24 protein-coding genes and 1 tRNA gene are annotated in these 24,496 nt (G+C 54.4%); 8 read left to right on the forward strand and 17 right to left on the reverse strand.

The window, feature by feature from the left end; all coding sequences use genetic code 11:
- The first annotated feature begins 29 nt into the window (after positions 1-29).
- The 4 genes from HV318_RS10650 to dolP are packed head-to-tail and all read left to right on the forward strand — an operon-like array spanning position 30 to position 3,759.
- Positions 30-2,210 (forward strand): penicillin-binding protein activator, encoded by a 2,181-nt coding sequence (locus HV318_RS10650; protein WP_182272749.1) that lies wholly within the window; start codon positions 30-32, stop codon positions 2,208-2,210.
- On the forward strand, positions 2,168-2,563 hold the full coding sequence (locus HV318_RS10655) for a YraN family protein (protein ID WP_182272750.1): 396 nt from the start codon (positions 2,168-2,170) through the stop codon (positions 2,561-2,563). Before HV318_RS10650 ends, HV318_RS10655 begins: the two co-directional genes overlap by 43 nt.
- Before the next feature lie 20 nt (positions 2,564-2,583).
- On the forward strand, positions 2,584-3,174 hold the full coding sequence (diaA, locus tag HV318_RS10660) for a DnaA initiator-associating protein DiaA (protein WP_003861754.1): 591 nt from the start codon (positions 2,584-2,586) through the stop codon (positions 3,172-3,174).
- A 9-nt stretch (positions 3,175-3,183) separates the two neighbouring features.
- Positions 3,184-3,759: a division/outer membrane stress-associated lipid-binding lipoprotein gene (dolP, locus tag HV318_RS10665; protein ID WP_182272751.1), complete on the forward strand. Its 576-nt coding sequence runs from the start codon at positions 3,184-3,186 to the stop codon at positions 3,757-3,759.
- A 53-nt stretch (positions 3,760-3,812) separates the two neighbouring features.
- Here the strand turns inward: dolP and HV318_RS10670 are convergent, their stop codons facing one another.
- Genes HV318_RS10670 through HV318_RS10680 form a run of 3 tightly spaced genes read right to left on the reverse strand, consistent with a single transcriptional unit; the run spans position 3,813 to position 5,965 of the window.
- Positions 3,813-4,850, reverse strand: coding sequence for a permease (locus tag HV318_RS10670; RefSeq protein ID WP_182272752.1), 1,038 nt, complete (start codon positions 4,848-4,850; stop codon positions 3,813-3,815).
- Between the two features lie 38 nt (positions 4,851-4,888).
- Positions 4,889-5,533, reverse strand: coding sequence for an NAD(P)H-binding protein (locus HV318_RS10675; protein ID WP_182272753.1), 645 nt, complete (start codon positions 5,531-5,533; stop codon positions 4,889-4,891).
- A 3-nt stretch (positions 5,534-5,536) separates the two neighbouring features.
- Positions 5,537-5,965 (reverse strand): YhbP family protein, encoded by a 429-nt coding sequence (locus tag HV318_RS10680; protein ID WP_182272754.1) that lies wholly within the window; start codon positions 5,963-5,965, stop codon positions 5,537-5,539.
- A gap of 14 nt (positions 5,966-5,979) precedes the next feature.
- Here HV318_RS10680 and HV318_RS10685 point away from each other — a divergent pair, with 14 nt between their 5' ends.
- Complete coding sequence (locus HV318_RS10685; protein ID WP_182272755.1) at positions 5,980-6,309, forward strand: GIY-YIG nuclease family protein; 330 nt, start codon at positions 5,980-5,982, stop codon at positions 6,307-6,309.
- On the opposite strand, the gene HV318_RS10690 is transcribed toward HV318_RS10685, so the two are convergent.
- Together HV318_RS10690 and ubiT are read right to left on the reverse strand one after the other, a co-directional pair.
- Positions 6,296-6,799 carry a GNAT family N-acetyltransferase gene (locus HV318_RS10690; RefSeq protein ID WP_182272756.1) on the reverse strand — a complete coding sequence of 168 codons (504 nt, stop codon included), beginning with the start codon at positions 6,797-6,799 and terminating at the stop codon, positions 6,296-6,298. The genes HV318_RS10685 and HV318_RS10690 overlap by 14 nt on opposite strands.
- Complete coding sequence (ubiT, locus tag HV318_RS10695) at positions 6,793-7,317, reverse strand: ubiquinone anaerobic biosynthesis accessory factor UbiT (protein WP_182272757.1); 525 nt, start codon at positions 7,315-7,317, stop codon at positions 6,793-6,795. The genes HV318_RS10690 and ubiT overlap by 7 nt, the downstream gene beginning before the upstream one ends.
- A gap of 221 nt (positions 7,318-7,538) precedes the next feature.
- Here ubiT and ubiU point away from each other — a divergent pair, with 221 nt between their 5' ends.
- The 3 genes from ubiU to HV318_RS10710 all read left to right on the forward strand — a co-directional run bounded on the left by ubiU (position 7,539) and on the right by HV318_RS10710 (position 10,625).
- Complete coding sequence (ubiU, locus tag HV318_RS10700) at positions 7,539-8,534, forward strand: ubiquinone anaerobic biosynthesis protein UbiU (RefSeq protein WP_182272758.1); 996 nt, start codon at positions 7,539-7,541, stop codon at positions 8,532-8,534.
- A 7-nt stretch (positions 8,535-8,541) separates the two neighbouring features.
- Positions 8,542-9,420 (forward strand): U32 family peptidase, encoded by an 879-nt coding sequence (locus HV318_RS10705; protein WP_182272759.1) that lies wholly within the window; start codon positions 8,542-8,544, stop codon positions 9,418-9,420.
- A gap of 203 nt (positions 9,421-9,623) precedes the next feature.
- Positions 9,624-10,625, forward strand: coding sequence for a luciferase-like monooxygenase (locus HV318_RS10710; RefSeq protein WP_182272760.1), 1,002 nt, complete (start codon positions 9,624-9,626; stop codon positions 10,623-10,625).
- Between the two features lie 50 nt (positions 10,626-10,675).
- On the opposite strand, the gene mtr is transcribed toward HV318_RS10710, so the two are convergent.
- The 12 genes from mtr to HV318_RS10770 form a co-directional block, all read right to left on the reverse strand.
- Positions 10,676-11,920 carry a tryptophan permease gene (gene mtr, locus HV318_RS10715; protein WP_182272761.1) on the reverse strand — a complete coding sequence of 415 codons (1,245 nt, stop codon included), beginning with the start codon at positions 11,918-11,920 and terminating at the stop codon, positions 10,676-10,678.
- Positions 11,921-12,062: 142 nt separating this feature from the next.
- Complete coding sequence (locus tag HV318_RS10720; protein ID WP_182272762.1) at positions 12,063-13,952, reverse strand: DEAD/DEAH family ATP-dependent RNA helicase; 1,890 nt, start codon at positions 13,950-13,952, stop codon at positions 12,063-12,065.
- Positions 13,945-14,025 (reverse strand): protein YrbN, encoded by an 81-nt coding sequence (gene yrbN, locus HV318_RS10725; protein WP_097533792.1) that lies wholly within the window; start codon positions 14,023-14,025, stop codon positions 13,945-13,947. The genes HV318_RS10720 and yrbN overlap by 8 nt, the downstream gene beginning before the upstream one ends.
- A gap of 107 nt (positions 14,026-14,132) precedes the next feature.
- Positions 14,133-15,017, reverse strand: a complete 885-nt coding sequence (nlpI, locus tag HV318_RS10730) for a lipoprotein NlpI (RefSeq protein WP_182272763.1) — start codon at positions 15,015-15,017, stop codon at positions 14,133-14,135.
- A 109-nt stretch (positions 15,018-15,126) separates the two neighbouring features.
- Positions 15,127-17,265, reverse strand: a complete 2,139-nt coding sequence (pnp, locus tag HV318_RS10735; protein ID WP_182272764.1) for a polyribonucleotide nucleotidyltransferase — start codon at positions 17,263-17,265, stop codon at positions 15,127-15,129.
- A gap of 242 nt (positions 17,266-17,507) precedes the next feature.
- Positions 17,508-17,777 carry a 30S ribosomal protein S15 gene (gene rpsO / locus HV318_RS10740; protein WP_154158916.1) on the reverse strand — a complete coding sequence of 90 codons (270 nt, stop codon included), beginning with the start codon at positions 17,775-17,777 and terminating at the stop codon, positions 17,508-17,510.
- Between the two features lie 155 nt (positions 17,778-17,932).
- Entirely contained in the window at positions 17,933-18,883 is a 951-nt protein-coding gene (truB, locus tag HV318_RS10745; RefSeq protein WP_182272765.1) for a tRNA pseudouridine(55) synthase TruB, read from the reverse strand.
- On the reverse strand, positions 18,883-19,287 hold the full coding sequence (gene rbfA / locus HV318_RS10750) for a 30S ribosome-binding factor RbfA (RefSeq protein ID WP_006687890.1): 405 nt from the start codon (positions 19,285-19,287) through the stop codon (positions 18,883-18,885). Before rbfA ends, truB begins: the two co-directional genes overlap by 1 nt.
- Before the next feature lie 102 nt (positions 19,288-19,389).
- Positions 19,390-22,080 carry a translation initiation factor IF-2 gene (gene infB, locus HV318_RS10755; protein ID WP_182272766.1) on the reverse strand — a complete coding sequence of 897 codons (2,691 nt, stop codon included), beginning with the start codon at positions 22,078-22,080 and terminating at the stop codon, positions 19,390-19,392.
- A 24-nt stretch (positions 22,081-22,104) separates the two neighbouring features.
- The gene (gene nusA, locus HV318_RS10760; RefSeq protein WP_028017046.1) at positions 22,105-23,607 is read right to left on the reverse strand and encodes a transcription termination factor NusA; all 1,503 of its coding nucleotides are present in this window, start codon (positions 23,605-23,607) and stop codon (positions 22,105-22,107) included.
- Positions 23,608-23,635: 28 nt separating this feature from the next.
- On the reverse strand, positions 23,636-24,088 hold the full coding sequence (gene rimP / locus HV318_RS10765) for a ribosome maturation factor RimP (RefSeq protein WP_152082405.1): 453 nt from the start codon (positions 24,086-24,088) through the stop codon (positions 23,636-23,638).
- Between the two features lie 207 nt (positions 24,089-24,295).
- Positions 24,296-24,372: transfer RNA gene (locus HV318_RS10770), tRNA-Met, on the reverse strand.
- Positions 24,373-24,496 lie beyond the last annotated feature (124 nt).

Raw genomic sequence — 24,496 nt, forward strand, 5'->3', positions numbered from 1 at the left:
GCATTGCGTAAAAAATCACTGGATACAGTATGGTACCGTTAACGTTTCTTCGAAAAAAAGCCACGCGCAGCGTGCCGCTTCTGCTGGCAGCCCTGATCTTCGCAGGCTGTGGCACCCAGGCACCCGATCAAACCACTGCCCATATGCAGGGTTCAGCCCAGGCTGATTCTGGCTTTTATCTGCAACAAATGTCGCAGAGTTCAAATGATACCAAGACCAACTGGCAATTACTCGCCATTCGTGCACTCCTGAAAGAGGGGAAAACCCAGCAGGCTACCGAACTGTTCAACCAGTTGCCGAAAGATCTTAACGACACTCAGCGTCGTGAGCAGGAGCTGCAGTCTGCCGAACTGAAAGTGGCATTGAAAGATTTCGCGGCTGCGAAAAAGATCCTCGGTAATATCGACGTGAGCACGCTTGATAAAAACCAGCAGGCTCGTTTCTGGCAGGCCGGTATCGCCGCTGAGCAGGGCCATCCTTCCCTGACGCTGCTGCGTGCTCTGGTCGCTCAGGAGCCCCTCCTCGGTGGGACGGACAAGCAGAAAAATATTGATGCTACCTGGCAGACGCTCGCCTCCATGACTCAGGAACAGGCCCAGGCGCTGGTCATCAATGCAGACGAAAACGTGTTGCAGGGCTGGCTGGACTTACAGCAAATGTGGTTCAACAACCGCAACGATCCGAAGATGCTGAAAGCGGGTATTACCGACTGGCAAACCCGCTACCCACAAAACCCAGGTGCGAAAATGCTGCCAACGCAGCTGGTAAACGTGCAGAACTTTAAACCTGCATCCACCAGCAAAATCGCCCTGCTCCTGCCGTTGAATGGCCAGGCGGCGGTGTTTGGCCGTACCATTCAGCAAGGCTTTGAAGCGGCGAAAAACGGTACTCCTGCGGTAACAGGCAGTGCCGTTCCTGCTCAGGCGGCCCAGGCCGCGAACGTGAACGAGGTGGTCAGCCCTTCCACCGCAGAGACCAGTGACCTGACGACAGCACAAACGCCAGCTCAGGGCACCATGCAGAACCCGGTCACCGCGCCTGCCACGCCTGCAGCTGCACCTGCTGTCACACCAGCCCCGGCGGCTCAAGCTCCGGTGGCAACACCGGCTGCTCCAGCGACCAGCACCGCAGTAGCACCGCAACCACAGACTACTCAACCTGCATCTGCATCTGCATCTGCATCTGCACCGCAGCAGGCAGCACAGCCCCAGAGTGTGGCAACCACCAGCGCCAACCCGGGCACTGAGCTGAAAATCTACGACACCAGCTCTCAGCCGCTCGATCAGGTTCTGGCGCAGGTTCAGCAGGACGGTGCAAGCATCGTTGTTGGCCCACTGCTGAAAAATAACGTGGAATCGCTGATGAAGAGCAATACCACGCTGAACGTGCTGGCGCTCAACCAGCCAGAGCAGGTTCAAAACCGTGCCAATATCTGCTACTTCGCCCTTTCACCGGAAGATGAAGCCCGCGATGCGGCACGTCATATTCACGAGCAGGGTAAACAGGCTCCACTGTTGCTGATCCCACGTAGTTCGCTGGGCGATCGTGTCGCCACTGCGTTTGCCGGAGAGTGGCAGAAACTGGGCGGCGGTATTGTGCTGCAGCAAAAATTTGGCTCGACCTCTGAACTGAGAGCGGGCGTAAACGGCGGCACAGGTATCGCCCTTAATGGCAGCCCGGTCTCTGCCAGCCTGCCACAACAGCAAGGCGTAACTATCGGCGGCCTGACCATTCCTGCCCCACCAACCGACGCGCAAATCAGCGGTGGCGGCAAAGTGGACGCGGCCTATATTGTGGCCACACCGGAAGAAATTGCCTTCATCAAGCCGATGATTGCTATGCGTAACGGTAGCCAGAGCGGCGCAACGCTTTACGCCAGCTCCCGCAGCGCACAAGGTACTGCCGGCCCGGATTTCCGTCTGGAAATGGAAGGTCTGCAATACAGCGAAATCCCTATGCTGGCAGGCAGCAATCCTGCACTGATGCAGCAAGCGCTGAGTACCGTGCATAACGATTACTCTCTGGCGCGGCTGTATGCGATGGGTGTCGATGCGTGGGCGCTGGCGAACCACTTTACCCAGATGCGCCAGGTGCCAGGCTTTGAGCTGAACGGCAACACGGGCGATCTGACAGCAACTCAGGACTGCGTGATTAACAGGAAGTTATCATGGCTCAAATACCAGCAGGGGCAAATCGTCCCGGCCAGTTAAGCCGCAAAGAGACCGGTGACGCGTGGGAGTTAAAAGCGCGTCGCTGGCTTGAAGGCAAAGGACTGCGCTTTATCGCCGCTAACGTTCGCGGACGTGGCGGCGAAATCGACCTGATCATGAAAGACGGTCAAATTATCGTGTTTGTTGAAGTACGCTACCGACAGTCTTCCCGTTTTGGCGGTGCTGCCGCCAGCGTGACGCTCGCCAAACAACATAAATTATTACAGACTGCCCACTTGTGGCTTGCCCGCCATAATGGGAGTTTTGATACTGTGGATTGCCGTTTCGATGTGATAGCCTTCACCGGAAGTGAGATCGAATGGCTTAAAAACGCGTTTGGCGAAGGCGCATAAATAAGATTTAAAGGGATAACGTGCTCGAAAGAATTAAAGTGTGCTTCACAGAAAGCATTCAGACTCAGATTGCTGCGGCGGAAGCCCTCCCGGACGCGATCTCCCGCGCAGCAATGACGCTGGTACAGTCTCTGTTGAACGGCAACAAAATCCTCTGTTGTGGCAATGGCACCTCGGCCGCCAACGCACAGCATTTTGCTGCCAGCATGATCAACCGTTTTGAAACAGAACGCCCCAGTTTACCGGCCATTGCACTAAATACCGATAATGTGGTCTTAACAGCGATTGCTAACGATCGTCTGCATGACGAGATTTATGCGAAGCAGGTACGTGCCCTGGGTCATGCCGGAGATGTGCTACTGGCGATCTCCACGCGCGGTAACAGCCGGGATATCGTCAAAGCCGTTGAAGCCGCCGTCACTCGCGACATGACCATCGTTGCATTAACCGGCTATGACGGTGGTGAACTGGCGGGGCTGCTTGGGCCGCAGGATGTGGAAATTCGCATCCCTTCTCACCGTAGTGCGCGTATTCAGGAAATGCATATGCTGACGGTAAACTGCTTATGCGACCTGATCGATAACACGCTTTTTCCTCACCAGGATGATTAAGGAGTACTAATGAAGGCTTTATCGACCCTCGCAGTCCTTATGTCTGCACTGTTACTTCAGGGATGTATTGCTGCGGCCGTTGTCGGTACCGCAGCTGTAGGTACAAAGGCAGCAACCGACCCGCGTTCTGTGGGTACGCAGGTAGATGACGGTACGCTGGAGCTGCGCGTCAACAGTGCGCTGTCTAAAGATGAACAAATTAAGAAAGAAGCGCGCATCAACGTGACGGCTTATCAGGGCAAGGTGCTGCTGGCAGGCCAGGCACCGAATATGGAGCTCGCCTCACGTGCTAAACAGATTGCGATGGGTGTAGAAGGTACCACGGAAGTGTTTAATGAAGTGCGTCAGGGCCAGCCAATTGGCCTGGGAACGGCCTCTTCCGATACCTGGATCACCACCAAGGTACGTTCCCAGCTGTTGGGTACAGACCAGGTGAAATCCTCAAACGTGAAAGTGACGACCGAAAATGGCGAAGTGTTCCTGCTGGGTCTGGTCACCGATCGTGAAGGGAAAGCGGCTGCCGATATCGCCAGCCGGGTGAGCGGCGTGAAACACGTCACCACCGCGTTTACCTATATCAAGTAAGCAGAACGCAAAACTGCAGGCCCGGTAGGCGTCATCAACGCTACCGGGCTTTTTTATATCAGCGCAATACACCCCACAATCACCCCGCTTAACGCCACCAGCCCCGCAGTCAGCCACAGCGCTTTCGCCGGGAATGACTTTCTCAGCATGATAAGTGACGGCAGGCTGATCGCCGGCAGTGTGATGAGTAGCGCCAGCGCCGGGGCGGTTCCCATACCGGCCAGCATCATGGTTTGCACAATGGGGATTTCCGCCGCGGTTGGGATCACAAACAGGCAACCTGCAACCGCCATCGCCACTACCCACAGCAGCGTATTGTCGATTGCCCCGTCCGCATACGGGAAGAGCCAGACACGCGCGGCCCCCAGAACCAGCACCGCCAAGATATAAACCGGGATTGTGCTCCAGAAAAGCTGCCACAGCGCACTCCCCCAGCGCGCAAAGAAACCACCCTGCGGCTCCCCCATCTCCAGCTCGACAGGGGCTGGCTCAGGTTCGTTGTCTTTCACCAGGTTTTGTACCAGCGTCGCCACCACCAGCACCGTCAGAAGCCCAGCCACCAGACGGATAACGGCAAAATGCCAGCCAAGCACAAAGCCCATAAATACCAGCGTTGCCGGGTTTAACAGCGGGTTGCCCATCCAGAACGCGAGCGCACCGCCCATTGATACGCGCTGGCGACGCATTCCGGCGGCGACAGGTGCAGCACAGCAAGAACACATCATCCCCGGAAGGGCAAAAATCGTCCCCAGCAGGGTGCCCTGAAAACGTGGTTGACCCAGGGTTTTCACCAGCCAGTGACGCGGAATAAGAACCTGAATCAGCGACCCCAGGATCACGCCTAATACGGCAGCTTTCCAGACCGCAAGGAAATAGACCATCGCATAATCCCACGCCGCCTGCAGCGGGCTGGAATCGGCCTGAGTGAGAATGGATTTACCTATGCTGTGGGTATCGGCGGCGGTGAAAGCTTTACCGTAATACGGCTGCCATTTCACATACCAGAGGCCGACAATAACCACGAGAAAGAAGAGTGCGGGTTTCCACCATTGAACAGGTGTTGCCGCCTGAGATGAAGACTGACCAGTCATAGCATTCCCCGGAGAGTGTTAGAATTAGCCGGGGGAGTTTACGCCTCGCCCTGAGCGATTTCACGCAGTTTTGCCGAAGGGATGATATTCACCCCCTCCTGAGACGGAGCCAGCGCTTCTTTCAGCATCGCGCGCGCCACATCCCGCGCTTCAATAGATTTCCAGTTACCGGGCAGCAACGTAAACAACGGAGCGAAGACAGATTCATTAAAACGCCGTTTTTCGCGGTGCCCAAGCAGCATAGAGGGGCGGACGATCGTCAGGTATTCCCACTTCTGCGCGATCAGCGCCTTCTCCATCTTTCCTTTTACCTTGTTATAGAAAAAGGGAGAGTTTGCATTTGCCCCCATCGAACTGACCACCACCAGATGTCTGGCACCCAGCTTTTTGGCTCTGAGCGCAGTATCAATAACCAGCGCATAATCGGCATGCACAAACGCTGCTTTACTGCCCGCGTCACGCCGGGTTGTGCCCAGGCAGCAAAACGCAATATCAATGGGATCACGCACCTGCGCCAGCGCATCGGTCAGATTAGGATCATGAGGATTAAACACACCGGAGGTATCAGCAAGCGGGCGGCGCGTCGGCGCGGCGATGTAATTCACCTTGCGCTCCTGAATCAGCAGTCGTAGCAAATACCCGCCTACCAGCCCGGTTGCGCCTGTAATTAGCACCTGACTCATACGCTACTCCTGACGTAGCCAGTGGATTTTTTTACCAAATCCCAGTGTGTTATCTGTGAATTTTAGCTCATCAAGGCGGATTTCCCACACCGGCGCTTTAAACGCAAGCGCAACCGGGAAACGGCGAGTGTAGTGTTTACGCTGTACCTCGCTTTCTTCCCCGTCCAGACGGCGGATCTCCCCTTTGAACTGCACCCCGCGGATCTGCGCGACCGTTTTCGGCTGGCCGTTGACCGTACCCGCCACCTTCGCCTGTGGCCCCGTCATTTGTGCATGACGCGTTTTATCTTCGCTCAGGACATAAAAGGCCACGCGTACGGGATCGTAGTAGTAGAACGCGTTTGCACACCACATTTCACCTGCGTCATACACACACCAGGTAACAACATGCTGCTTCGCCAGCCAGCGGTTAATGGCGGCCAGTGTTTCCATTTTCGTTCTCTCTCATGCTATGGTGCGCTCACCTTAACATACTGAATCTGTATACCGTGTGCTGGTTTCTCTATCTTGTCCGAACCGCTGATAATGCCCTCTACACCGGAATAACCACCGATGTGGCGCGGCGTTTCCTGCAACATCAAACGGGGAAAGGGGCAAAAGCACTGCGGGGGAAAGGGGAATTACAGCTCGCCTTTTCAGCGCCCGTGGGAGACAGATCGCTGGCGCTCAGAATGGAATACCGCATTAAGCAGCTGACGAAGCGCCAGAAAGAGCGCCTCGTCACCGGAGACGGCTCCTTTGAGGCGCTACGCGAGAGCCTGGTTAAAACCGATTGAAGTGGTCGTGGTACTCTACCAGGCCATTCACGCCGTTTAGCGCATCATCTGCCAGACGGTGTACCTGGAAGGCGGATTCAGTGCCCGGCCAGCGGCAACGCAGATCGTAATGCGCCGCCTGCTCGAAACCTAAACGGCTATAGAGTGCCGGTTCGCCCAGCGTCACCACGGCGGCGTAGCCAAACTCATTCAGCGAGTCCAGCCCTTCATAAACCAGCTGACGCGCCAGCCCCTGACCACGGTAGTTCTCATCTACCGCCAGCGGTGCCATTCCTACCCACTGTAGCTCTTCACCCTGAACTGTCACCGGGCTGAAGGCGACATAGCCAACCACCTGCCCTTCGTCATCGGTGGCAACCAGCCCCAGCGTAATCAGGCCGTCTTCGCGGAGATCGTGGACCAGTTGGGCTTCTGCATCGCTCGCAAAAGAACGGCGTAACAACGCATCGATACCCGGTGCATCAATCCCAATTTCAACTCGAATCAGCATGGCTCACCTACTGAAGTGTGTTTACTTTCCGGCGGGGTTTTCAGCCCGGCCTCAACGAAATCTGCCATTTGCATCAACATCACGTGCAGTGCTTTCGGCATCTGCTCCAGCTCAATGGCATCCATTAAATTTTTGACGTACAGACCGAGTTCCGTATCACCTTCAATCACCAGACGGCGCTGGAAGAAGAGCGTATCCGGATCCTGCTTACGCGCGGCGATCATCAACAGATCGCTGGCATTGGCGCTAAAGCTCACATCCGCTTCGGCGGACTCTCGTACGATCAGCTGGTTATTCTCAACCGAAGTAAACCAGCGCAGCCCGATATCACGGACTTCAATACTTAGCCAGCGGCCTTCCAGAAACTCCAGCTCGCCGTCCTGCAGCGCCTGGCGAAACTGCCAGCTCAGCACCTGCTCCAGCACCTGGCGTTTAAGCGCGAACGGTGCCAGTTTTACCGGCACGCTCAGCATTGATGGCCCAAATTGTACGAGACGTGAACGCAGTTTATCCAGCACGAGCTTTACTCCCTGATAGCAATAATCCGGTTATTTTGCCATATCCGGAGGACAACATAGCGGCGTAAATCAACAAACTGTCGTCCGGTGTACCTCATTATTGGTGTCATCAATACGCCATTAGCTGCCTTAAATCAAAAATTGTCGCGTATGGGTTAATTAAAATCCCAGCTCGTTAACAATTTTGCGATCGCAGTGATCGACTTACATCAGGATAAATTATGGAGCTGCTCTGCCCTGCCGGAAACCTTCCGGCGCTTAAGGCGGCCATCGAAAATGGGGCCGATGCGGTCTATATCGGGCTGAAAGACGATACTAACGCCCGCCATTTTGCTGGCCTCAACTTTACGGAGAAAAAGCTTCAGGAAGCCGTTAACTTCGTACACCAGCACCGCCGTAAGCTGCATATCGCCATCAACACGTTTGCCCATCCTGATGGCTACGCACGCTGGCAGCGCGCGGTGGACATGGCGGCGCAATTGGGTGCAGATGCGTTGATTCTGGCCGACCTCGCCATGCTTGAGTATGCGGCAGAACGCTACCCACATATTGAGCGCCACGTCTCCGTTCAGGCATCCGCCACCAACGAAGAGGCCGTGCGTTTTTACCATCGTCATTTTGACGTTGCCCGCGTCGTGCTGCCGCGCGTGCTCTCTATTCATCAGGTTAAGCAACTCGCACGCGTCACGCCAGTGCCGCTGGAAGTTTTTGCCTTTGGCAGTCTGTGCATCATGGCCGAAGGGCGTTGCTATCTTTCCTCCTATTTAACCGGTGAATCACCGAATACCGTCGGAGCCTGCTCACCTGCCCGCTTTGTTCGCTGGCAGCAAACGCCGCAGGGGCTGGAGTCTCGCCTGAATGAAGTGCTGATTGACCGCTATCAGGACGGTGAAAACGCTGGCTACCCGACGCTGTGCAAAGGCCGCTACCTGGTCGACGGCGAGCGTTATCACGCCCTGGAAGAGCCCACCAGCCTCAACACGCTGGAGCTGCTGCCGGAACTGCTGGCTGCCAATATTGCCTCTGTGAAAATTGAAGGCCGCCAGCGCAGCCCGGCCTACGTGAGCCAGGTGGCAAAAGTCTGGCGTCAGGCCATCGACCGTTGCATGGCCGATCCGCAGAACTATGCCCCGCAACCTGCCTGGATGGAGACGCTCGGCGCGATGTCTGAAGGTACACAAACCACGCTTGGCGCGTATCACCGTAAATGGCAGTGAGATAACCATGAAATATTCATTAGGGCCGGTGCTCTACTACTGGCCAAAAGAGACGCTGGAAGATTTTTATCAACAGGCCGCGACCAGCAGCGCAGATGTGATTTACCTCGGCGAAGCGGTATGCAGCAAGCGCCGGGCAACAAAAGTGGGTGACTGGCTGGATATGGCCAAAAGCCTGGCGGGAAGTGGCAAACAGGTTGTGTTGTCGACGCTGGCACTGGTTCAGGCCTCATCTGAACTGGGTGAGCTGAAGCGCTATGTCGAAAACGGTGAGTTCCTTCTGGAGGCCAGCGATTTAGGCGTGGTGAATATGTGCGCCGAACGCAAACTGCCGTTTGTCGCCGGACATGCGCTGAACTGCTATAACGCGGTGACACTGCGCCTGTTGCTGAAACAGGGTATGACCCGCTGGTGTATGCCGGTAGAACTCTCCCGCGACTGGCTGGCAAACCTGCTGACTCAGTGCGAAGAGCTGGGGATCCGCAATCAGTTTGAAGTGGAAGTGCTGAGCTACGGGCATCTGCCGCTGGCCTACTCCGCACGTTGTTTTACCGCCCGTTCGGAAGACCGTCCGAAAGACGAATGCGAAACCTGCTGCATAAAATATCCAAACGGACGCAGTATGCTGTCGCAGGAAAATCAGCAGGTATTTGTCCTCAACGGTATTCAGACCATGAGTGGCTATGTCTATAACCTCGGCAACGAGCTGGCATCGATGAAAGGGCTGGTGGACGTGGTACGCCTGTCACCGCTGGATACGGAAGTCTTCGCGATGCTGGACGCATTCCGCGCCAATGAAAACGGTGCCTCTCCCCTGGCGCTGACGGCCAACAGCGACTGTAATGGCTACTGGAAACGCCTCGCCGGGCTGGAGCTGCAGGCGTAAATTTACACAACATCATTCAAGTTGCATCAAGGCGGCAAGTCTGAGGATCCCCAGGAGCTTACTCAAGTAAGTGACTGGGGTGAACAGACGCAGCCAACACAGAGACAGCGTGAAGGATGAAGTGTAAAAGCTCACTTTGTTAACAACGGTTAGTAATTTTTAATGCACTATTAAAAGATTCACCGTCGACAAAGTGAGCTGTTATGACTGATAAAACCCTTCCGTTTTCGGTGCTGGATCTGGCTCCGATCCCTCAAGGTTCCTCGGCTGGAGTTGCTTTTTCACACTCTCTGGATCTTGCCCGTCTGGCCGAGAAACGAGGTTATCACCGCTACTGGCTGGCCGAGCACCACAATATGGTGGGGATCGCCAGCGCCGCAACCTCAGTGCTGATTGGTTACCTGGCAGCCAATACCACCACACTCCACCTGGGGTCGGGCGGTGTGATGCTGCCGAACCACGCTCCACTGGTGATAGCCGAGCAGTTTGGTACCCTGAATACCCTTTATCCAGGCCGGATTGATTTAGGGCTGGGGCGTGCGCCAGGCAGTGACCAGCCGACCATGCGCGCCCTGCGTCGCCATATGAGCGGCGACATCGACAATTTCCCGCGTGATGTTGCTGAACTGGTGGACTGGTTCGATGCGCGAGATCCGAATCCGCATGTACGCCCGGTGCCAGGCTACGGCGAGAAGATCCCGGTTTGGCTGTTAGGCTCAAGCCTTTATGGCGCACAGCTCGCCGCACAGCTGGGGCTACCGTTTGCGTTTGCCTCGCACTTCGCGCCGGATATGCTGCACCAGGCGCTGCATATCTATCGCACCAACTTTAAACCGTCCGAACGTCTGGAAAAACCGTACGCGATGGTGTGTATCAATATCATTGCCGCCGACAGTAACCGCGACGCAGAATTCCTGTTTACCTCCATGCAGCAGGCGTTTGTGAAATTGCGGCGCGGCGAGACGGGACAGCTACCGCCACCGGTGGAGAATATGCATCAGCTGTGGTCGGCTTCCGAACAGTATGGTGTGCAACAGGCGCTGAGTATGTCTCTGGTGGGGGATAAAACAAAAATCCGTCACGGGCTGGAAGCGGTGCTGCGTGAGATGCAGGCAGATGAAATTATGGTTAACGGACAGATTTTCGATCACCAGGCGCGTTTGCACTCGTTTGAGCTGGCAATGCAGGTGAAAGAGGAAATGTAGCGTGGTGCGGTTTGTTGCCCTCTCCTTGTGGGAGAGGGCAACAAGAGATTTTACGGGTAGACAGGCAGCAGGTTAAAACTCGACAGGACGTGAACCAGCGCGTTGCCAACACCGAACACCAGAATCAGCGCAATCATCGGTTTGCCGCCCCAGACGCGGAATTTCGGGCTACCGAAGCGTTTACGTGATTTACGCGCCAGCAGTGCCGGGACAATTGCCGCCCAGATAGTCGCAGCCAACCCGGCATAGCCAATGGCGTACAGGAAACCGTTCGGCCACAGCAGACCACCGACAACCGGCGGCAGGAAGGTCAACAGCGCGGTTTTGAAACGCCCCATTGCCGAATCATCAAAGCCAAACAGATCCGCCAGATAATCAAACAGACCCAGGGTTACGCCGAGGAAGGAACTCGCCACGGCAAAGTTGGAGAACACCACCAACAGCAGATCCAGGCTGCGGCTGTTCAGTACCCCGCTCAGTGCCTGAACCAGCACATCAATGTTACCGCCCTTCTGTGCAATACCGATAAATTCAGGGCGCGGAATGTTGCCCATCGTCCCCAGCAGCCAAATTACATACAGTCCCAGCGCCAGCAGCGTACCGTAGACCAGACACTTCACAATGGTGCGCGGATCTTTGCCATAGTACTTCATCAGACTCGGCACGTTACCGTGATAGCCAAACGACGCCAGACAGAACGGCAAGGTCATCAACAGGTACGGCGTATAAGTGGTATTCGCTTCTGCCACGTTAAACAGCGTCGCCGGGGTAACGTGCCCCAGCAGGCTGCCGAATGTCAGGAAGAAGGTAATGACCTTCGCACCCAGCACGATTGCCGTCATGCGACTGACCGCTTTGGTACTCAGCCAGACAATAAACGCCACGCCCAGCGCGAAGCATAGCCCCGCCAGACGGGCCGGGACGTTCAGCGACATCTCCGCAAAGGTATGGTGCAGAATCGAACCACTCGCAGAAATGTATGCGTAGGTGAGGATATAGAGCACAAATGCAATGGAGAGGCCGTTCACCAGGTTCCAGCCTTTGCCCAGTAGGTCTTTGGTGATGGTGTCGAAGCTCGAACCAATGCAGTAGTTCAGGTTAGCTTCGAGGATCATCAACCCGGAATGGAGCATGCAGAACCAGGTAAAGACCAGCGCCGCCAGCGACCAGAAGAACCACGCACCGGACATAACCACTGGCAGGGAAAACATCCCGGCACCAATGATGGTTCCGCCGATGATCACCACACCGCCAAGCAGCGAAGGTGACGTTTGGGTGGTGGTTAGTGTCGCCATACAGCCATTTCTCCAGTCAATAATGCGGTGATGCATTTTAATGTGCAGCACTGTACCAGTACAGGAGTACAAAAGGAATAAAAAAAGCCCCGATAGTGTTTATCGGGGCTGTATATTTTACTTTACGTCAGTTGCGTAAGGCTTACGCGTCACGGCGACGGCTTGAGCCTTCGTCACGACGTGGGCCACGGCTTTCGCGACGTTCGCCGGAGAAACGACGACCTTCACCACCGCGACCTTCGCTGCGACCGCCTTCACGACGTTCGCCACCGAAACCACGACCACCGCCACGACGTTCGCCACCACGGTCAGGACGTGGCTGTGCATCGCCCAGCAGCTGCATGTTCATCGGCTTGTTCAGGATACGGGTGCGAGTAAAGTGCTGCAGTACTTCGCCCGGCATACCTTTTGGCAGCTCGATGGTGGAGTGAGAACCGAACAGCTTGATGTTACCAATGTAACGGCTGCTGATGTCGCCTTCGTTAGCGATCGCGCCAACGATGTGACGAACTTCAACACCATCATCACGGCCAACTTCAATGCGGTACAGTTCCATTTCGCCAGCGTCACGACGCTCACGACGTGGACGGTCTTCACCGCCACGCTCTGGACGGTCACCACGTGGGCCACGGTCATTACGGTCGCCACGACGTTCGAAACGATCGTCACGGTCACGGAATTCACGCTTAGGACGCATCGGTGCATCTGGTGGCACGATCAGGCTACGTTCGCCCTGAGCCATTTTCAGCAGTGCTGCAGCCAGGGTTTCCATGTCCAGTTCTTCGCCTTCAGCAACAGGCTGGATCTGCGACAGCAGCGCACGGTACTGATCCAGATCGCTGCTTTCCAGCTGCTGCTGGACTTTGGCGGCGAATTTTTCCAGGCGGCGTTTGCCCAGCAGATCTGCGTTTGGCAGGTCAGCTTCTGGAATGGTCAGCTTCATAGTACGTTCGATGTTACGCAGCAGACGACGCTCGCGGTTCTCAACGAACAGCAGCGCACGGCCAGCACGACCTGCACGACCTGTACGGCCGATACGGTGAACGTAAGACTCGGAATCCATTGGGATGTCGTAGTTCACAACCAGGCTGATACGTTCAACGTCCAGCCCACGTGCTGCCACGTCGGTTGCAATCAGGATATCCAGACGACCGTCTTTCAGACGCTCCAGAGTCTGCTCACGCAGGGCCTGGTTCATGTCGCCGTTCAGCGCTGCGCTGTTGTAGCCGCTACGCTCCAGGGCTTCAGCCACTTCCAGGGTCGCGTTTTTGGTACGAACGAAGATGATCGCCGCATCAAAATCTTCTGCTTCCAGGAAACGTACCAGCGCTTCGTTCTTGCGCATGCCGTACACAGACCAGTAGCTCTGGCTGATGTCCGGGCGAGTGGTAACGCTGGACTGAATACGCACTTCCTGCGGCTCTTTCATGAAGCGGCGGGTAATGCGACGAATTGCTTCTGGCATGGTTGCAGAGAACAGAGCGGTCTGATGACCTTCCGGGATCTGCGCCATGATGGTTTCTACGTCTTCGATGAAGCCCATACGCAGCATTTCATCTGCTTCATCCAGTACCAGGCCGCTCAGTTTAGAGAGATCCAGAGTACCGCGCTTCAGGTGATCCAGCAGACGGCCCGGCGTACCGACAACAATCTGTGGACCCTGGCGCAGGGCACGTAACTGCACGTCATAACGCTGGCCGCCGTACAGGGCTACCACGTTTACGCCGCGCATATGTTTAGAGAATTCCGTCATTGCTTCTGCAACCTGAACAGCCAGTTCACGGGTTGGAGCCAGGACGAGGATCTGCGGAGCACGCAGATCGGGATCGATGTTGTTCAGCAGCGGCAGCGAGAACGCCGCAGTTTTACCGCTACCAGTCTGGGCCATGCCCAGCACGTCACGACCAGAGAGCAGATGTGGGATACATTCTGCCTGGATCGGAGATGGTTTTTCGTAACCCAGATCGTTAAGGGCTTCAAGGATAGGAGCCTTCAGGCCCAGATCTGCAAAAGTGGTTTCGAATTCAGCCATGTAGTACGAGTGCCTCAATGTCAATGGCGGCCAGTCTACTTAGCTCATCGTGAAAATGATCTGCAATTTTCATTGAAAAGTGTGAACCGGCTCAAATTAGATGTATTGACGAACAACAACGCCCTCACCAGTTAAGGTGATGGCAATCAAAAGATTACGGGCTGATGTTTATGTCGTCAGCTATTGCTGGTCCGATTCTGCCAGGTCGTCGTGCTCCTGGCCCAAGAGCGATAATTCCAACAATGCATAACGGTGCTCAACGAAGTTGTGTACGTTGTTAGCAACCGCTAATTTGAACAGTGCCGTAGCGCTGTCCTTATCCCCCAGACTTAGGTAGTACTTACCTAAATAGAAGTTGGTTTCACTGAGATGCTCAGCGAGCGAGGTGTTATCCGTTGCGTCCGCCTTGAGGCGTTCCATCAGCGTTGCTTCGCTAATGTTGCCCAGGTAGAACTCGACAATGTTCCATCCCCATTGTTCCTTGTCCGATTTATCGAAGCGCTGTTTCAGTGCTTCTTTGGCCTGCTTCTCATCAAGCTTTCGCTCAGCGATGTAAAGCCACAGGCTACGGAAAGGATCATTAGGATCGTCATGATAAAACGCCAGCAGATCATCTTGCGCTAACTTATCACGACCGCCGTAATACAATGCGATACCGCGATTCAAGTGCGCGTAGTTGTAAGTTGGATCAAGCTCAAGTACAGAATCAAACGCTTCATAGGCAGCATCAAAATTGCCTGCCTGCGTTAAATAAATGCCTAAGTAGTTGAATACTTCAGGCATATCAGGTCGGATAGCCAGCGCTTGTGAGAAATCATTCCGCGCTAATGCCCTCAGACCGAGACTATCATACAACACTCCGCGCTCATATAAAAGCTGTGCGCGTTCGTCATCGGTTAAAGCCCGACTGGCAAGAATTTGTTCCATGCGTGCCAGAATCACTTCCTGCTGCAAAGTCGGTTGCAATGGCACTGCGAGGACTTCGCTCTTACGCCAGGCAGAGTTGCTGCATCCTGCCAGCGTTAAAGCTGTCGCAACGAAACACCAGCGCAAAAAAGGCTTCATTTCCCACTCCCGAAGACAACAATTGGATGAACGTCCTGTCCCCCGGCGGCTTAACAAGGCGTCCTGCCTGATAATAGGCCCTCCGCAATGCGGAGGGCAAATGGCAACCTTACTCGCCTTGCTGTTCTGCGGCCTGTGCTTCTGGCGCAGCAGCTGGCTGAGACTGCTCGGTTGCTTCTTTAATGCTCAGACGGATACGGCCCTGACGGTCAACTTCCAGAACCTTAACCGGTACTTCCTGACCCATCTGCAGGTAATCGGTCACTTTCTCAACGCGCTTGTCAGCGATCTGAGAGATGTGTACCAGACCTTCTTTACCGCCACCGATGGCAACGAATGCGCCAAAGTCAACGATACGGGTCACTTTACCATTGTAGATGCGGCCCACTTCGATTTCTGCAGTAATTTCTTCGATGCGACGAATAGCAAATTTCGCTTTCTCGCCGTCGGTTGCTGCGATCTTCACAGTACCGTCATCTTCGATTTCGATGGTGGTGCCAGTCTCTTCGGTCAGAGCACGGATAACGGAACCGCCCTTACCGATAACATCTTTGATCTTGTCTGGATTGATCTTGATGGTGTGGATACGCGGAGCGAACTGAGAAATGTCGCCGCGTGGCGCGTTAATCGCCTGTTCCATCACACCCAGGATGTGCAGACGCGCACCTTTAGCCTGGTTCAGAGCAACCTGCATGATCTCTTTGGTGATACCTTCAATTTTGATATCCATCTGCAGCGCAGAGATACCGTCGCGGGAACCCGCTACTTTGAAGTCCATATCGCCCAGGTGGTCTTCGTCGCCCAGAATGTCAGACAGAACAACAAAGTTGTCGCCTTCTTTCACCAGACCCATTGCGATACCCGCAACAGCGGCTTTGATTGGCACGCCTGCATCCATCAGCGCCAGAGATGCGCCACACACGGAAGCCATTGAAGAAGAACCGTTGGATTCGGTGATTTCAGACACCACACGAACGGTGTACGGGAATTTATCAGCTTCTGGCATCACAGCCAGCACGCCGCGCTTCGCCAGACGACCGTGACCAATTTCACGACGCTTCGGTGAACCCACCATACCGGTTTCACCTACGGAATACGGAGGGAAGTTATAGTGGAACAGGAAGCTGTCAGTGCGCTCGCCCATCAGTTCGTCGATGATCTGTGCGTCACGTGCGGTACCCAGCGTTGCGGTAACCAGCGCCTGAGTTTCGCCACGGGTGAACAGTGCGGAACCGTGTGTACGTGGCAGTACGCCAGTACGAACGTCCAGACCACGGATCATGTCTTTTTCGCGACCATCGATACGCGGCTCGCCTGCCAGTACGCGGCTACGAACAACGTTTTTCTCGATAGCGTGCAGGATTTCACCGAGTTCGTTAGCGTCCAGCGCTTCGTCTTCAGCAACCAGCGTCGCGATGGTTTCAGACTTGATCACGTCAACCTGAGCATAACGCTCCTGTTTGTCGGTGATGCGGTAAGCATCGCTCAGACGAGATTCTGCCAGTGCCGCAACGCGTGCATTCAGCACGTCGTTAACCGCTTCTGGCTGCCAGTCCCAACGTGGTTTACCGGCTTCTTTCACCAGTTCGTTGATGTTCTGGATAACAACCTGCTGCTGGTCGTGGCCAAATACCACAGCACCCAGCATCTGGTCTTCGCTCAGCAGTTCAGCTTCGGATTCAACCATCAGAACCGCCGCTTCAGTACCTGCAACCACCAGGTCCAGCTTACTTTCTTTCAGCTCTTCCTGCGTTGGGTTCAGTACGTACTGGTCGTTGATGTAACCGACGCGCGCAGCACCGATTGGGCCGTTGAATGGAATACCAGACAGAGACAGGGCAGCGGACGCACCGATCATCGCCACGATGTCCGGGTTAACCTGTGGGTTAACGGAAACAACGGTCGCGATAACCTGCACTTCGTTGACGAAGCCTTCCGGGAACAGCGGGCGAACCGGGCGGTCAATCAGACGCGCAATCAGGGTTTCGCCTTCGCTTGGACGGCCTTCACGACGGAAGAAGCCACCCGGGATTTTACCGGCAGCGTAGGTACGCTCCTGGTAGTTCACGGTCAGAGGGAAGAAGTCCTGACCTGGTTTTGCTTTTTTCTGGCCAACTACGGTCACGAATACCGCAGTGTCATCCATGCTTACCATAACAGCAGCAGTAGCCTGACGTGCCATCATGCCGGTTTCCAGCGTGACGGTATGCTGACCATACTGGAATTTACGAACGATCGGATTCAGCAAAATTCTGTCCTTTCTCAAATGTTTGACAGCACACCACCGGTGTGCTGACGATTTAACCCGATCTTCTTCGCATCCTCGCGACTAATGACAACCGACACCCTCATGGGTGAAGCCTCTCATTAGCCGCGCGAATCTCTGCAATGAAGATCATTTATAGCAACAATACAATAGTTTCCAGTGAATTGCTGCCGTCTGGTTGAAAAAAGGGGCCATCAGGCCCCCTTTTCTGAAACTCGCAAGACTTAGCGACGCAGACCCAGACGCTCGATCAGCGCGGTGTAACGTGCAACATCTTTACGTTTCAGGTAGTCGAGCAGTTTACGACGCTGAGAAACCATGCGCAGCAGACCACGACGGCTGTGGTGATCTTTTTTGTGCTCTGAAAAGTGACCCTGCAGGTGGTTAATCTGTGCAGTCAGCAGTGCAACCTGAACTTCGGTAGAACCGCTGTCGTTAGTACCACGACCAAACTCAGAAACGATTTTAGCTTTAGCTTCAACGCTTAGAGACATTTTCAAACTCCAGAATATAAAGAATGTAAGGATGCCGATCTCTAATTCAGCAATCCCAGTATACGACCCGCAGGTTGTTAAACAATTTGCAGATCGTTAAGCGGCGATATTCTACTCGTCTCCCCTGCTTATCGCAAGGTGAGCCGTTATCGCCTTTAGCCTTCGACCGGATATTCCACCACCAGACGACGCGGCGCAACGCGCCCTTCGCCATCCATTTCACCCATGCCGATAAACTTACCGTCATCACCTTCAGTCACGCGTACCAGACCGTCCTGCGGCGCATCCGTTGTGCGAACCGGGTTTCCGTTTTTAAAGTAAACGGACGATGTTAAAGGAAGATTAACGATCGGGAAGTCTGCTGCCGGACTGTCCATCGGCATCAGCAGTGGGTCAAGCAAATCAGCCGGGGAGATCCCCTGCTCTTCAGCCTGTTCAGCCAGCGCGCGAAGGTGTTCAAGGGTCACCATTCGCTCAACCGGGTATTTACTGACGGCCAGACGACGCAGGTAAATAACATGCGCACCGCAGCCCAGCTTCTCGCCCAGGTCATCGATGATGGTACGAATATAGGTGCCTTTCGAACAGTGGACTTCCAGCTCCAGTTCATCACCTTCGTGGCGAATAAAGAGCAGTTCATACACGGTAATCGGGCGGGCTTCACGCGGAACCTCAATGCCCTGGCGCGCATATTCGTAGAGTTTTTTACCCTGATACTTCAGTGCCGAATACATTGACGGCACCTGCAGCGTGTCGCCACGGAAACTCTCCAGCGCGGCATCCAGCTGCTCAGCGCTAAAAGTGACCGGGCGCTCTTCAACTACCTGACCATCGGCATCAGAGGTATCAGTACGCTGACCGAGTTTTGCGATCACCCGATAACGCTTGTCGGAATCCAGCAGATACTGGGAAAACTTTGTCGCTTCCCCCAGGCAGATCGGCAGCATACCGGTTGCCAGCGGATCCAGCGCACCGGTATGGCCTGCGCGGTTGGCGTTAAAAATACGCTTAACTTTTTGCAGCACGTCGTTGCTGGATGCGCCCTGGGGTTTATCCAGCAACAGCACACCATGCACGTCGCGACCACGACGACGAGGACGACTCATCAGTCCTCCTTGCTGTCGTCCGTCGGGTTAACACGACGCTCGTCGTCGTGTTTCACCACGCTGGTCACCAGGTTGGACATACGCATACCTTCGACCAGCGAGTTGTCGTAGAAGAAGGTCAGCTCAGGCACGATACGCAGGCGCATTGCTTTACCGAGCAGAGAGCGGATGAAGCCAGATGCTTCCTGCAGCGCTTTAATGCCATTTTTCACAGCAGCTTCGTCCTGGTCGTTCAGGAAGGTCACGAACACTTTGGCATACGCCAGGTCACGGGACATTTCAACGCCAGACACGGTGGTCATCATGCCCACGCGTGGATCTTTAATTTCGCGTTGCAGGATGAGAGCGATCTCTTTCTGCATCTCCTGCGCTACGCGCTGTGGGCGACCAAATTCTTTCGCCATAATAAATTCTCCAGACAAAAAAGGGGCTAAAGCCCCTTTTTAAAATTATTGCCGGGTGGCGCGAGGCGATCCCGGCCTACACATGGACTGATCCTTGCTGGATTAGTCGATGCTACGTTGGATCTCGATGATTTCGAACACTTCGATCATATCGCCAACGCGAACGTCGTTGTAGTTCTTCACTCCGATACCACATTCCATACCGTTACGGACTTCGTTAACGTCATCTTTGAAGCGGCGCAGGGATTCCAGCTCGCCTTCGTAGATAACCACGTTGTCACGCAGTACGCGGATTGGGTTGTGACGTTTGATGGTACCTTCGGTAACCATACAGCCCGCGATCGCACCGAATTTCGGTGATTTGAACACGTCACGAACTTCAGCCAGACCGATGATCTGCTGTTTCAGTTCCGGAGACAGCATACCGCTCATCGCTGCTTTCACTTCGTCGATCAGGTTATAGATGACGGAGTAGTAACGCAGATCCAGGCTTTCTGATTCAATCACGCGGCGAGCAGATGCATCAGCACGCACGTTGAAGCCAACCAGGATAGCGTTGGACGCTGCAGCCAGGGTCGCGTCGGTTTCGGTGATACCACCTACACCAGAACCGATGATCTTCACTTTAACTTCGTCAGTAGACAGTTTCAGCAAGGAGTCGGAAATCGCTTCCACAGAACCCTGAACGTCTGCTTTCAGAACGATGTTCACTTCGTGAACTTCGCCTTCAGCCATGTTCGCGAACATGTTCTCGAGTTTAGATTTCTGCTGACGAGCCAGTTTAACTTCACGGAATTTACCCTGACGGTACAGTGCAACTTCACGCGCTTTCTTCTCGTCACGTACAACGGTCACTTCGTCCCCGGCAGCCGGAACACCGGACAGACCCAGGATTTCCACTGGAATGGACGGGCCAGCTTCCAGTACTTCCTGACCCAGTTCGTTACGCATTGCACGAACACGGCCGTATTCAAAGCCACACAGTACGATATCGCCTTTATGCAGCGTACCTTCGCGAACCAGAACGGTTGCAACCGGGCCACGGCCTTTATCCAGGAAGGACTCGATAACCGCACCGCTCGCCATACCGTTACGAATCGCTTTCAGCTCCAGCACTTCAGCCTGCAGCAGGATTGCGTCCAGCAGGTCATCAATACCGGTACCTGCTTTCGCAGACACGTGTACGAACTGGCTTTCACCGCCCCACTCTTCTGGCAGGATGCCGTACTGGGACAGCTCGTTTTTAACGCGATCTGGATCCGCTTCTGGTTTATCGATCTTGTTCACTGCAACCACAACCGGCACACCCGCCGCTTTCGCGTGCTGGATAGCTTCGATGGTCTGAGGCATTACGCCATCGTCGGCAGCAACAACCAGAACCACGATATCGGTCGCCTGAGCACCACGAGCACGCATTGAGGTAAATGCGGCGTGGCCTGGGGTATCCAGGAAGGTGATCATGCCGTTATCGGTTTCTACGTGGTATGCACCGATGTGCTGGGTAATACCACCCGCTTCACCGGAAGCCACTTTCGTAGAACGAATGTAGTCAAGCAGAGAGGTTTTACCGTGGTCAACGTGACCCATGATGGTCACGACCGGTGCACGCGGTTCAGCCGCAGCACCTGTATCACGGTCGCTCATTACTGCTTCTTCCAGCTCGTTTTCACGACGCAGGATAACTTTGTGGCCCATCTCTTCGGCAACCAGCTGTGCGGTTTCCTGGTCGATAACCTGGTTGATGGTCGCCATTGCGCCCAGTTTCATCATCGCTTTGATGACCTGAGAGCCTTTAACCGCCATCTTGTTCGCCAGATCGCCAACGGTGATGGTTTCGCCAATCACAACGTCACGATTAACCGCCTGAACAGGCTTCTGGAAGCTCTGTTGCAGAGAAGAACCTTTACGCTGTTTGCCGCCTTTACCGCCACGAACAGCTGCGCGAGCTTCTTCACGGTCAGCTTTAGACTCGGCGTGTTTGTTGCCTTTCTTCGCCGGACGCGCTGCTTTCGCGTTGCGACCACGGCCACGGCCGCCTTCAACTTCACGGTCGTTGTCATCTTCAGCCTGACGCGCGTGCTGAGAAGTGGTTACGTGGTAATCGCTGGTGTCTTCAGACTGCTCAGCGGTATCAACACCGTTCTTCTCGTTTTCTTCTGCCATACGGCGTGCTTCTTCAGCCACACGGCGAGCTTCTTCTTCGAGCTTGCGACGTGCTTCTTCTTCCGCTTTACGCTTCAGCTCAGCAGCTTCATTTTCACGACGGGCTTTTTCAGCCTGGGCGGTTTTGGTCATTTCGTCTGTCTGTTGATTGCTCACTTTGTCTTTTTCCGCAGCTTCACGCTTCACTTTATCACTGGTGTCGCGTTTCGCTTTTTCTGCGGCCTCACGTTCAGCTTTTAATTCTGCCTCACGTTTGGCAGTTGCTTCCGCCTCACGCTGAGCTTGTTCTTCCGCTTCACGCTGTGCCTGCTCTTCCGCGGCAAGGCGTTCTGCCTCTTGCGGATCACGTTTTACAAAGGTGCGCGTCTTGCGGACTTCAATTTGTACCGATTTGCTTTTACCACCGGTACCAGGGATATTCAACGTGCTGCGCGTTTTGCGCTGCAGCGTCAGCTTGTCAGGCGTAGAGCCGTGTTCACGGTTCAGGTGCGCTAACAAGGTTTGTTTTTCGTTCGCCGTCACCGAATCATCAGCGGACTTCGGGATCCCTGCATCAGCAAATTGCTGTACCAGGCGGTCCACGGAGGTCTGAATCTCGGCAGCCAGCGATTTTACAGTTACATCAGTCATGCTGTTCCTTCCTGCTACAGTTTATTACGCTTCGTCGCCGAACCAGCAAATATTACGTGCGGCCATGATGAGTTCGCCGGCTTTCTCGTCGGTTAAACCTTCGATATCAGCCAGGTCATCAACGCCTTGCTCAGCGAGATCTTCCAGCGTACAAACACCACGGGCAGCCAGCTTGAACGCAATCGCACGATCAAGACCTTCCAGATTCAGCAGGTCATCAGCCGGCTTCTTATCGCCAAGGCTTTCTTCCTGAGCCAGTGCCAGGGTGGTCAGTGCGTTTTTAGCGCGTTCACGCAGGGCTTCAACGGTTGGTTCATCCAGACCGTCAATTTCCAGCAGCTCTTTCATTGGCACATAGGCCAGTTCTTCAAGCGTTGAGAAACCTTCTTCAACCAGAACGGTGGCGAAATCTTCGTCAATGTCCAGATATTTGGTGAAGGTATCAATCGCCGCATGGGCTTCAGCCTGATGCTTAGCCTGCAGGTCATCAACGGTCATCACGTTGAGTTCCCAACCACTCAGCTGTGACGCCAGACGTACGTTCTGACCGTTACGGCCGATTGCCTGCGCCAGGTTGCCCGCTTCAACCGCGATATCCATCGTATGTTTGTCTTCGTCAACAACGATAGATGCCACATCCGCTGGAGCCATTGCGTTGATCACGAACTGTGCCGGGTTATCATCCCACAGAACGATATCGATACGTTCGCCACCCAGCTCGGTCGAAACCGCCTGAACACGCGCACCGCGCATACCGACGCAAGCACCGACCGGGTCGATACGCTTGTCGTTGGTTTTTACTGCGATTTTCGCGCGGGAGCCCGGATCACGAGCAGCGGCTTTGATTTCGATAACTTCTTCGCCAATTTCCGGTACTTCGATACGGAACAGTTCAACCAGCATTTCTGGTTTAGAACGGGTCACGAACAGCTGAGCACCACGCGCTTCTGGACGCACAGCGTACAGAACACCACGGATACGGTCGCCTGGACGGAAGTTTTCACGCGGCAGCATGTCTTCACGCAGGATCACGGCTTCAGCATTACCCGGCATCCCTTCGGATTTGATCTCCAGAGAGATGTTGTCGCGGTTAACTTTCTTCACCACGCCAGTAATGATCTCGCCTTCCTGATCGCGGAACTGGTCAACAACCAGCGCGCGCTCGGCTTCGCGAACTTTCTGCACGATAACCTGTTTTGCGGTCTGGGTAGTGATACGGTCGAAGGTCACAGATTCAATCTGGTCTTCAACGTACTCGCCCACGTTCAGGCTTTCGTCTTCAAAACGTGCCGCTTCCAGCGTGATCTCTTTAGTCGGCTGGGTCACTTCTTCAACAATTACCCAACGACGGAATGTATCGAAGTCACCGCTTTTACGATCGATTTCTACGCGAACATCGATCTCTTGTTCGTATTTTTTCTTGGTTGCTGTAGCCAGTGCACTTTCCAGCGCTTCGAAAATCTTTTCACGCGGCAGTGATTTCTCGTTGGAGACGGCTTCAACAACAGCCAAAATTTCTTTGTTCATCGCGGGCTTTTCACCTCAATCCAGACTGTTAAAAGTGGGGAACCAGGTTCGCCTTCTGGATATTACTCAGCGCGAACACTTCATCTTTGCCTTCGACTGCCACCGTGATCATTTCACCATCAACGGCTTTGATAATTCCCTGCCATTTACGGCGGTTCTGTACGGCCATACGCAGAACGAGAGCCACTTCTTCACCGGTAAAGCGCACATAGTGCTCGGCCGTGAACATCGGACGATCGAGGCCAGGTGAGGAAACTTCCAGGTTGTACGCAACGGTAATTGGGTCTTCAACATCAAGAACCGCGCTCACCTGGTGGCTAACATCAGCACAATCATCAACATTGATGCCATCTTCACTATCAATATAGATGCGCAGCGTCGATGTACGGCCGCGAACGAATTCGATGCCGACCAGTTCGTAGCCCAGTGCTTCGACCGGTGCAGTAATCATCTCTGTTAATTTTTGCTCTAATGTGGACAAGCCCACCCCCAAGACATAAAAAAAGGGCGTAAAGCCCAGTTATTCTGTAGTCAGATAACAAAAAACCCCGATAAATCGGGGCTTTAGATAACTGAACCCTATAGCCACAACGGTGGCCTGGAGCACTTTCCGAAAGAATTTTTTCAAATCCAGCTACGAAGGCTCTAAGTCTTCACAGTATATTTGAAAAATGACTTTATGGGAAAATGGTTGCGGGGGCCGGATTTGAACCGACGACCTTCGGGTTATGAGCCCGACGAGCTACCAGGCTGCTCCACCCCGCGCCTGAAACGTGGCAAATTCTACGCGTTTTGGGTAGAAAATGCAAATAATGCTGGGATTTGGTACCGAAGACGGGACGTAAAATCGGCGTTCAGTATATTGATAGTGAACACCGCCTGTCAACCC

It is taken from the genome of Enterobacter sp. RHBSTW-00901 (assembly GCF_014103115.1).
GTDB lineage: Bacteria > Pseudomonadota > Gammaproteobacteria > Enterobacterales > Enterobacteriaceae > Enterobacter > Enterobacter cloacae_P.

What these genes read in the sequence shown, in the direction of transcription:
- HV318_RS10650 (WP_182272749.1), top strand. Translation starts at nt 30, where the DNA reads ATGGTACCGTTAACGTTTCTTCGAAAAAAAGCCACGCGCAGCGTGCCG.
- HV318_RS10655 (WP_182272750.1), top strand. Translation starts at nt 2,168, where the DNA reads ATGGCTCAAATACCAGCAGGGGCAAATCGTCCCGGCCAGTTAAGCCGC.
- dolP (WP_182272751.1), top strand. Translation starts at nt 3,184, where the DNA reads ATGAAGGCTTTATCGACCCTCGCAGTCCTTATGTCTGCACTGTTACTT.
- HV318_RS10670 (WP_182272752.1), bottom strand. Translation starts at nt 4,850, where the DNA reads ATGACTGGTCAGTCTTCATCTCAGGCGGCAACACCTGTTCAATGGTGG.
- HV318_RS10675 (WP_182272753.1), bottom strand. Translation starts at nt 5,533, where the DNA reads ATGAGTCAGGTGCTAATTACAGGCGCAACCGGGCTGGTAGGCGGGTAT.
- HV318_RS10680 (WP_182272754.1), bottom strand. Translation starts at nt 5,965, where the DNA reads ATGGAAACACTGGCCGCCATTAACCGCTGGCTGGCGAAGCAGCATGTT.
- HV318_RS10685 (WP_182272755.1), top strand. Translation starts at nt 5,980, where the DNA reads ATGCTATGGTGCGCTCACCTTAACATACTGAATCTGTATACCGTGTGC.
- HV318_RS10690 (WP_182272756.1), bottom strand. Translation starts at nt 6,799, where the DNA reads ATGCTGATTCGAGTTGAAATTGGGATTGATGCACCGGGTATCGATGCG.
- ubiU (WP_182272758.1), top strand. Translation starts at nt 7,539, where the DNA reads ATGGAGCTGCTCTGCCCTGCCGGAAACCTTCCGGCGCTTAAGGCGGCC.
- HV318_RS10705 (WP_182272759.1), top strand. Translation starts at nt 8,542, where the DNA reads ATGAAATATTCATTAGGGCCGGTGCTCTACTACTGGCCAAAAGAGACG.
- HV318_RS10710 (WP_182272760.1), top strand. Translation starts at nt 9,624, where the DNA reads ATGACTGATAAAACCCTTCCGTTTTCGGTGCTGGATCTGGCTCCGATC.
- mtr (WP_182272761.1), bottom strand. Translation starts at nt 11,920, where the DNA reads ATGGCGACACTAACCACCACCCAAACGTCACCTTCGCTGCTTGGCGGT.
- HV318_RS10720 (WP_182272762.1), bottom strand. Translation starts at nt 13,952, where the DNA reads ATGGCTGAATTCGAAACCACTTTTGCAGATCTGGGCCTGAAGGCTCCT.
- yrbN (WP_097533792.1), bottom strand. Translation starts at nt 14,025, where the DNA reads ATGAAAATTGCAGATCATTTTCACGATGAGCTAAGTAGACTGGCCGCC.
- nlpI (WP_182272763.1), bottom strand. Translation starts at nt 15,017, where the DNA reads ATGAAGCCTTTTTTGCGCTGGTGTTTCGTTGCGACAGCTTTAACGCTG.
- rpsO (WP_154158916.1), bottom strand. Translation starts at nt 17,777, where the DNA reads ATGTCTCTAAGCGTTGAAGCTAAAGCTAAAATCGTTTCTGAGTTTGGT.
- truB (WP_182272765.1), bottom strand. Translation starts at nt 18,883, where the DNA reads ATGAGTCGTCCTCGTCGTCGTGGTCGCGACGTGCATGGTGTGCTGTTG.
- rbfA (WP_006687890.1), bottom strand. Translation starts at nt 19,287, where the DNA reads ATGGCGAAAGAATTTGGTCGCCCACAGCGCGTAGCGCAGGAGATGCAG.
- infB (WP_182272766.1), bottom strand. Translation starts at nt 22,080, where the DNA reads ATGACTGATGTAACTGTAAAATCGCTGGCTGCCGAGATTCAGACCTCC.
- nusA (WP_028017046.1), bottom strand. Translation starts at nt 23,607, where the DNA reads ATGAACAAAGAAATTTTGGCTGTTGTTGAAGCCGTCTCCAACGAGAAA.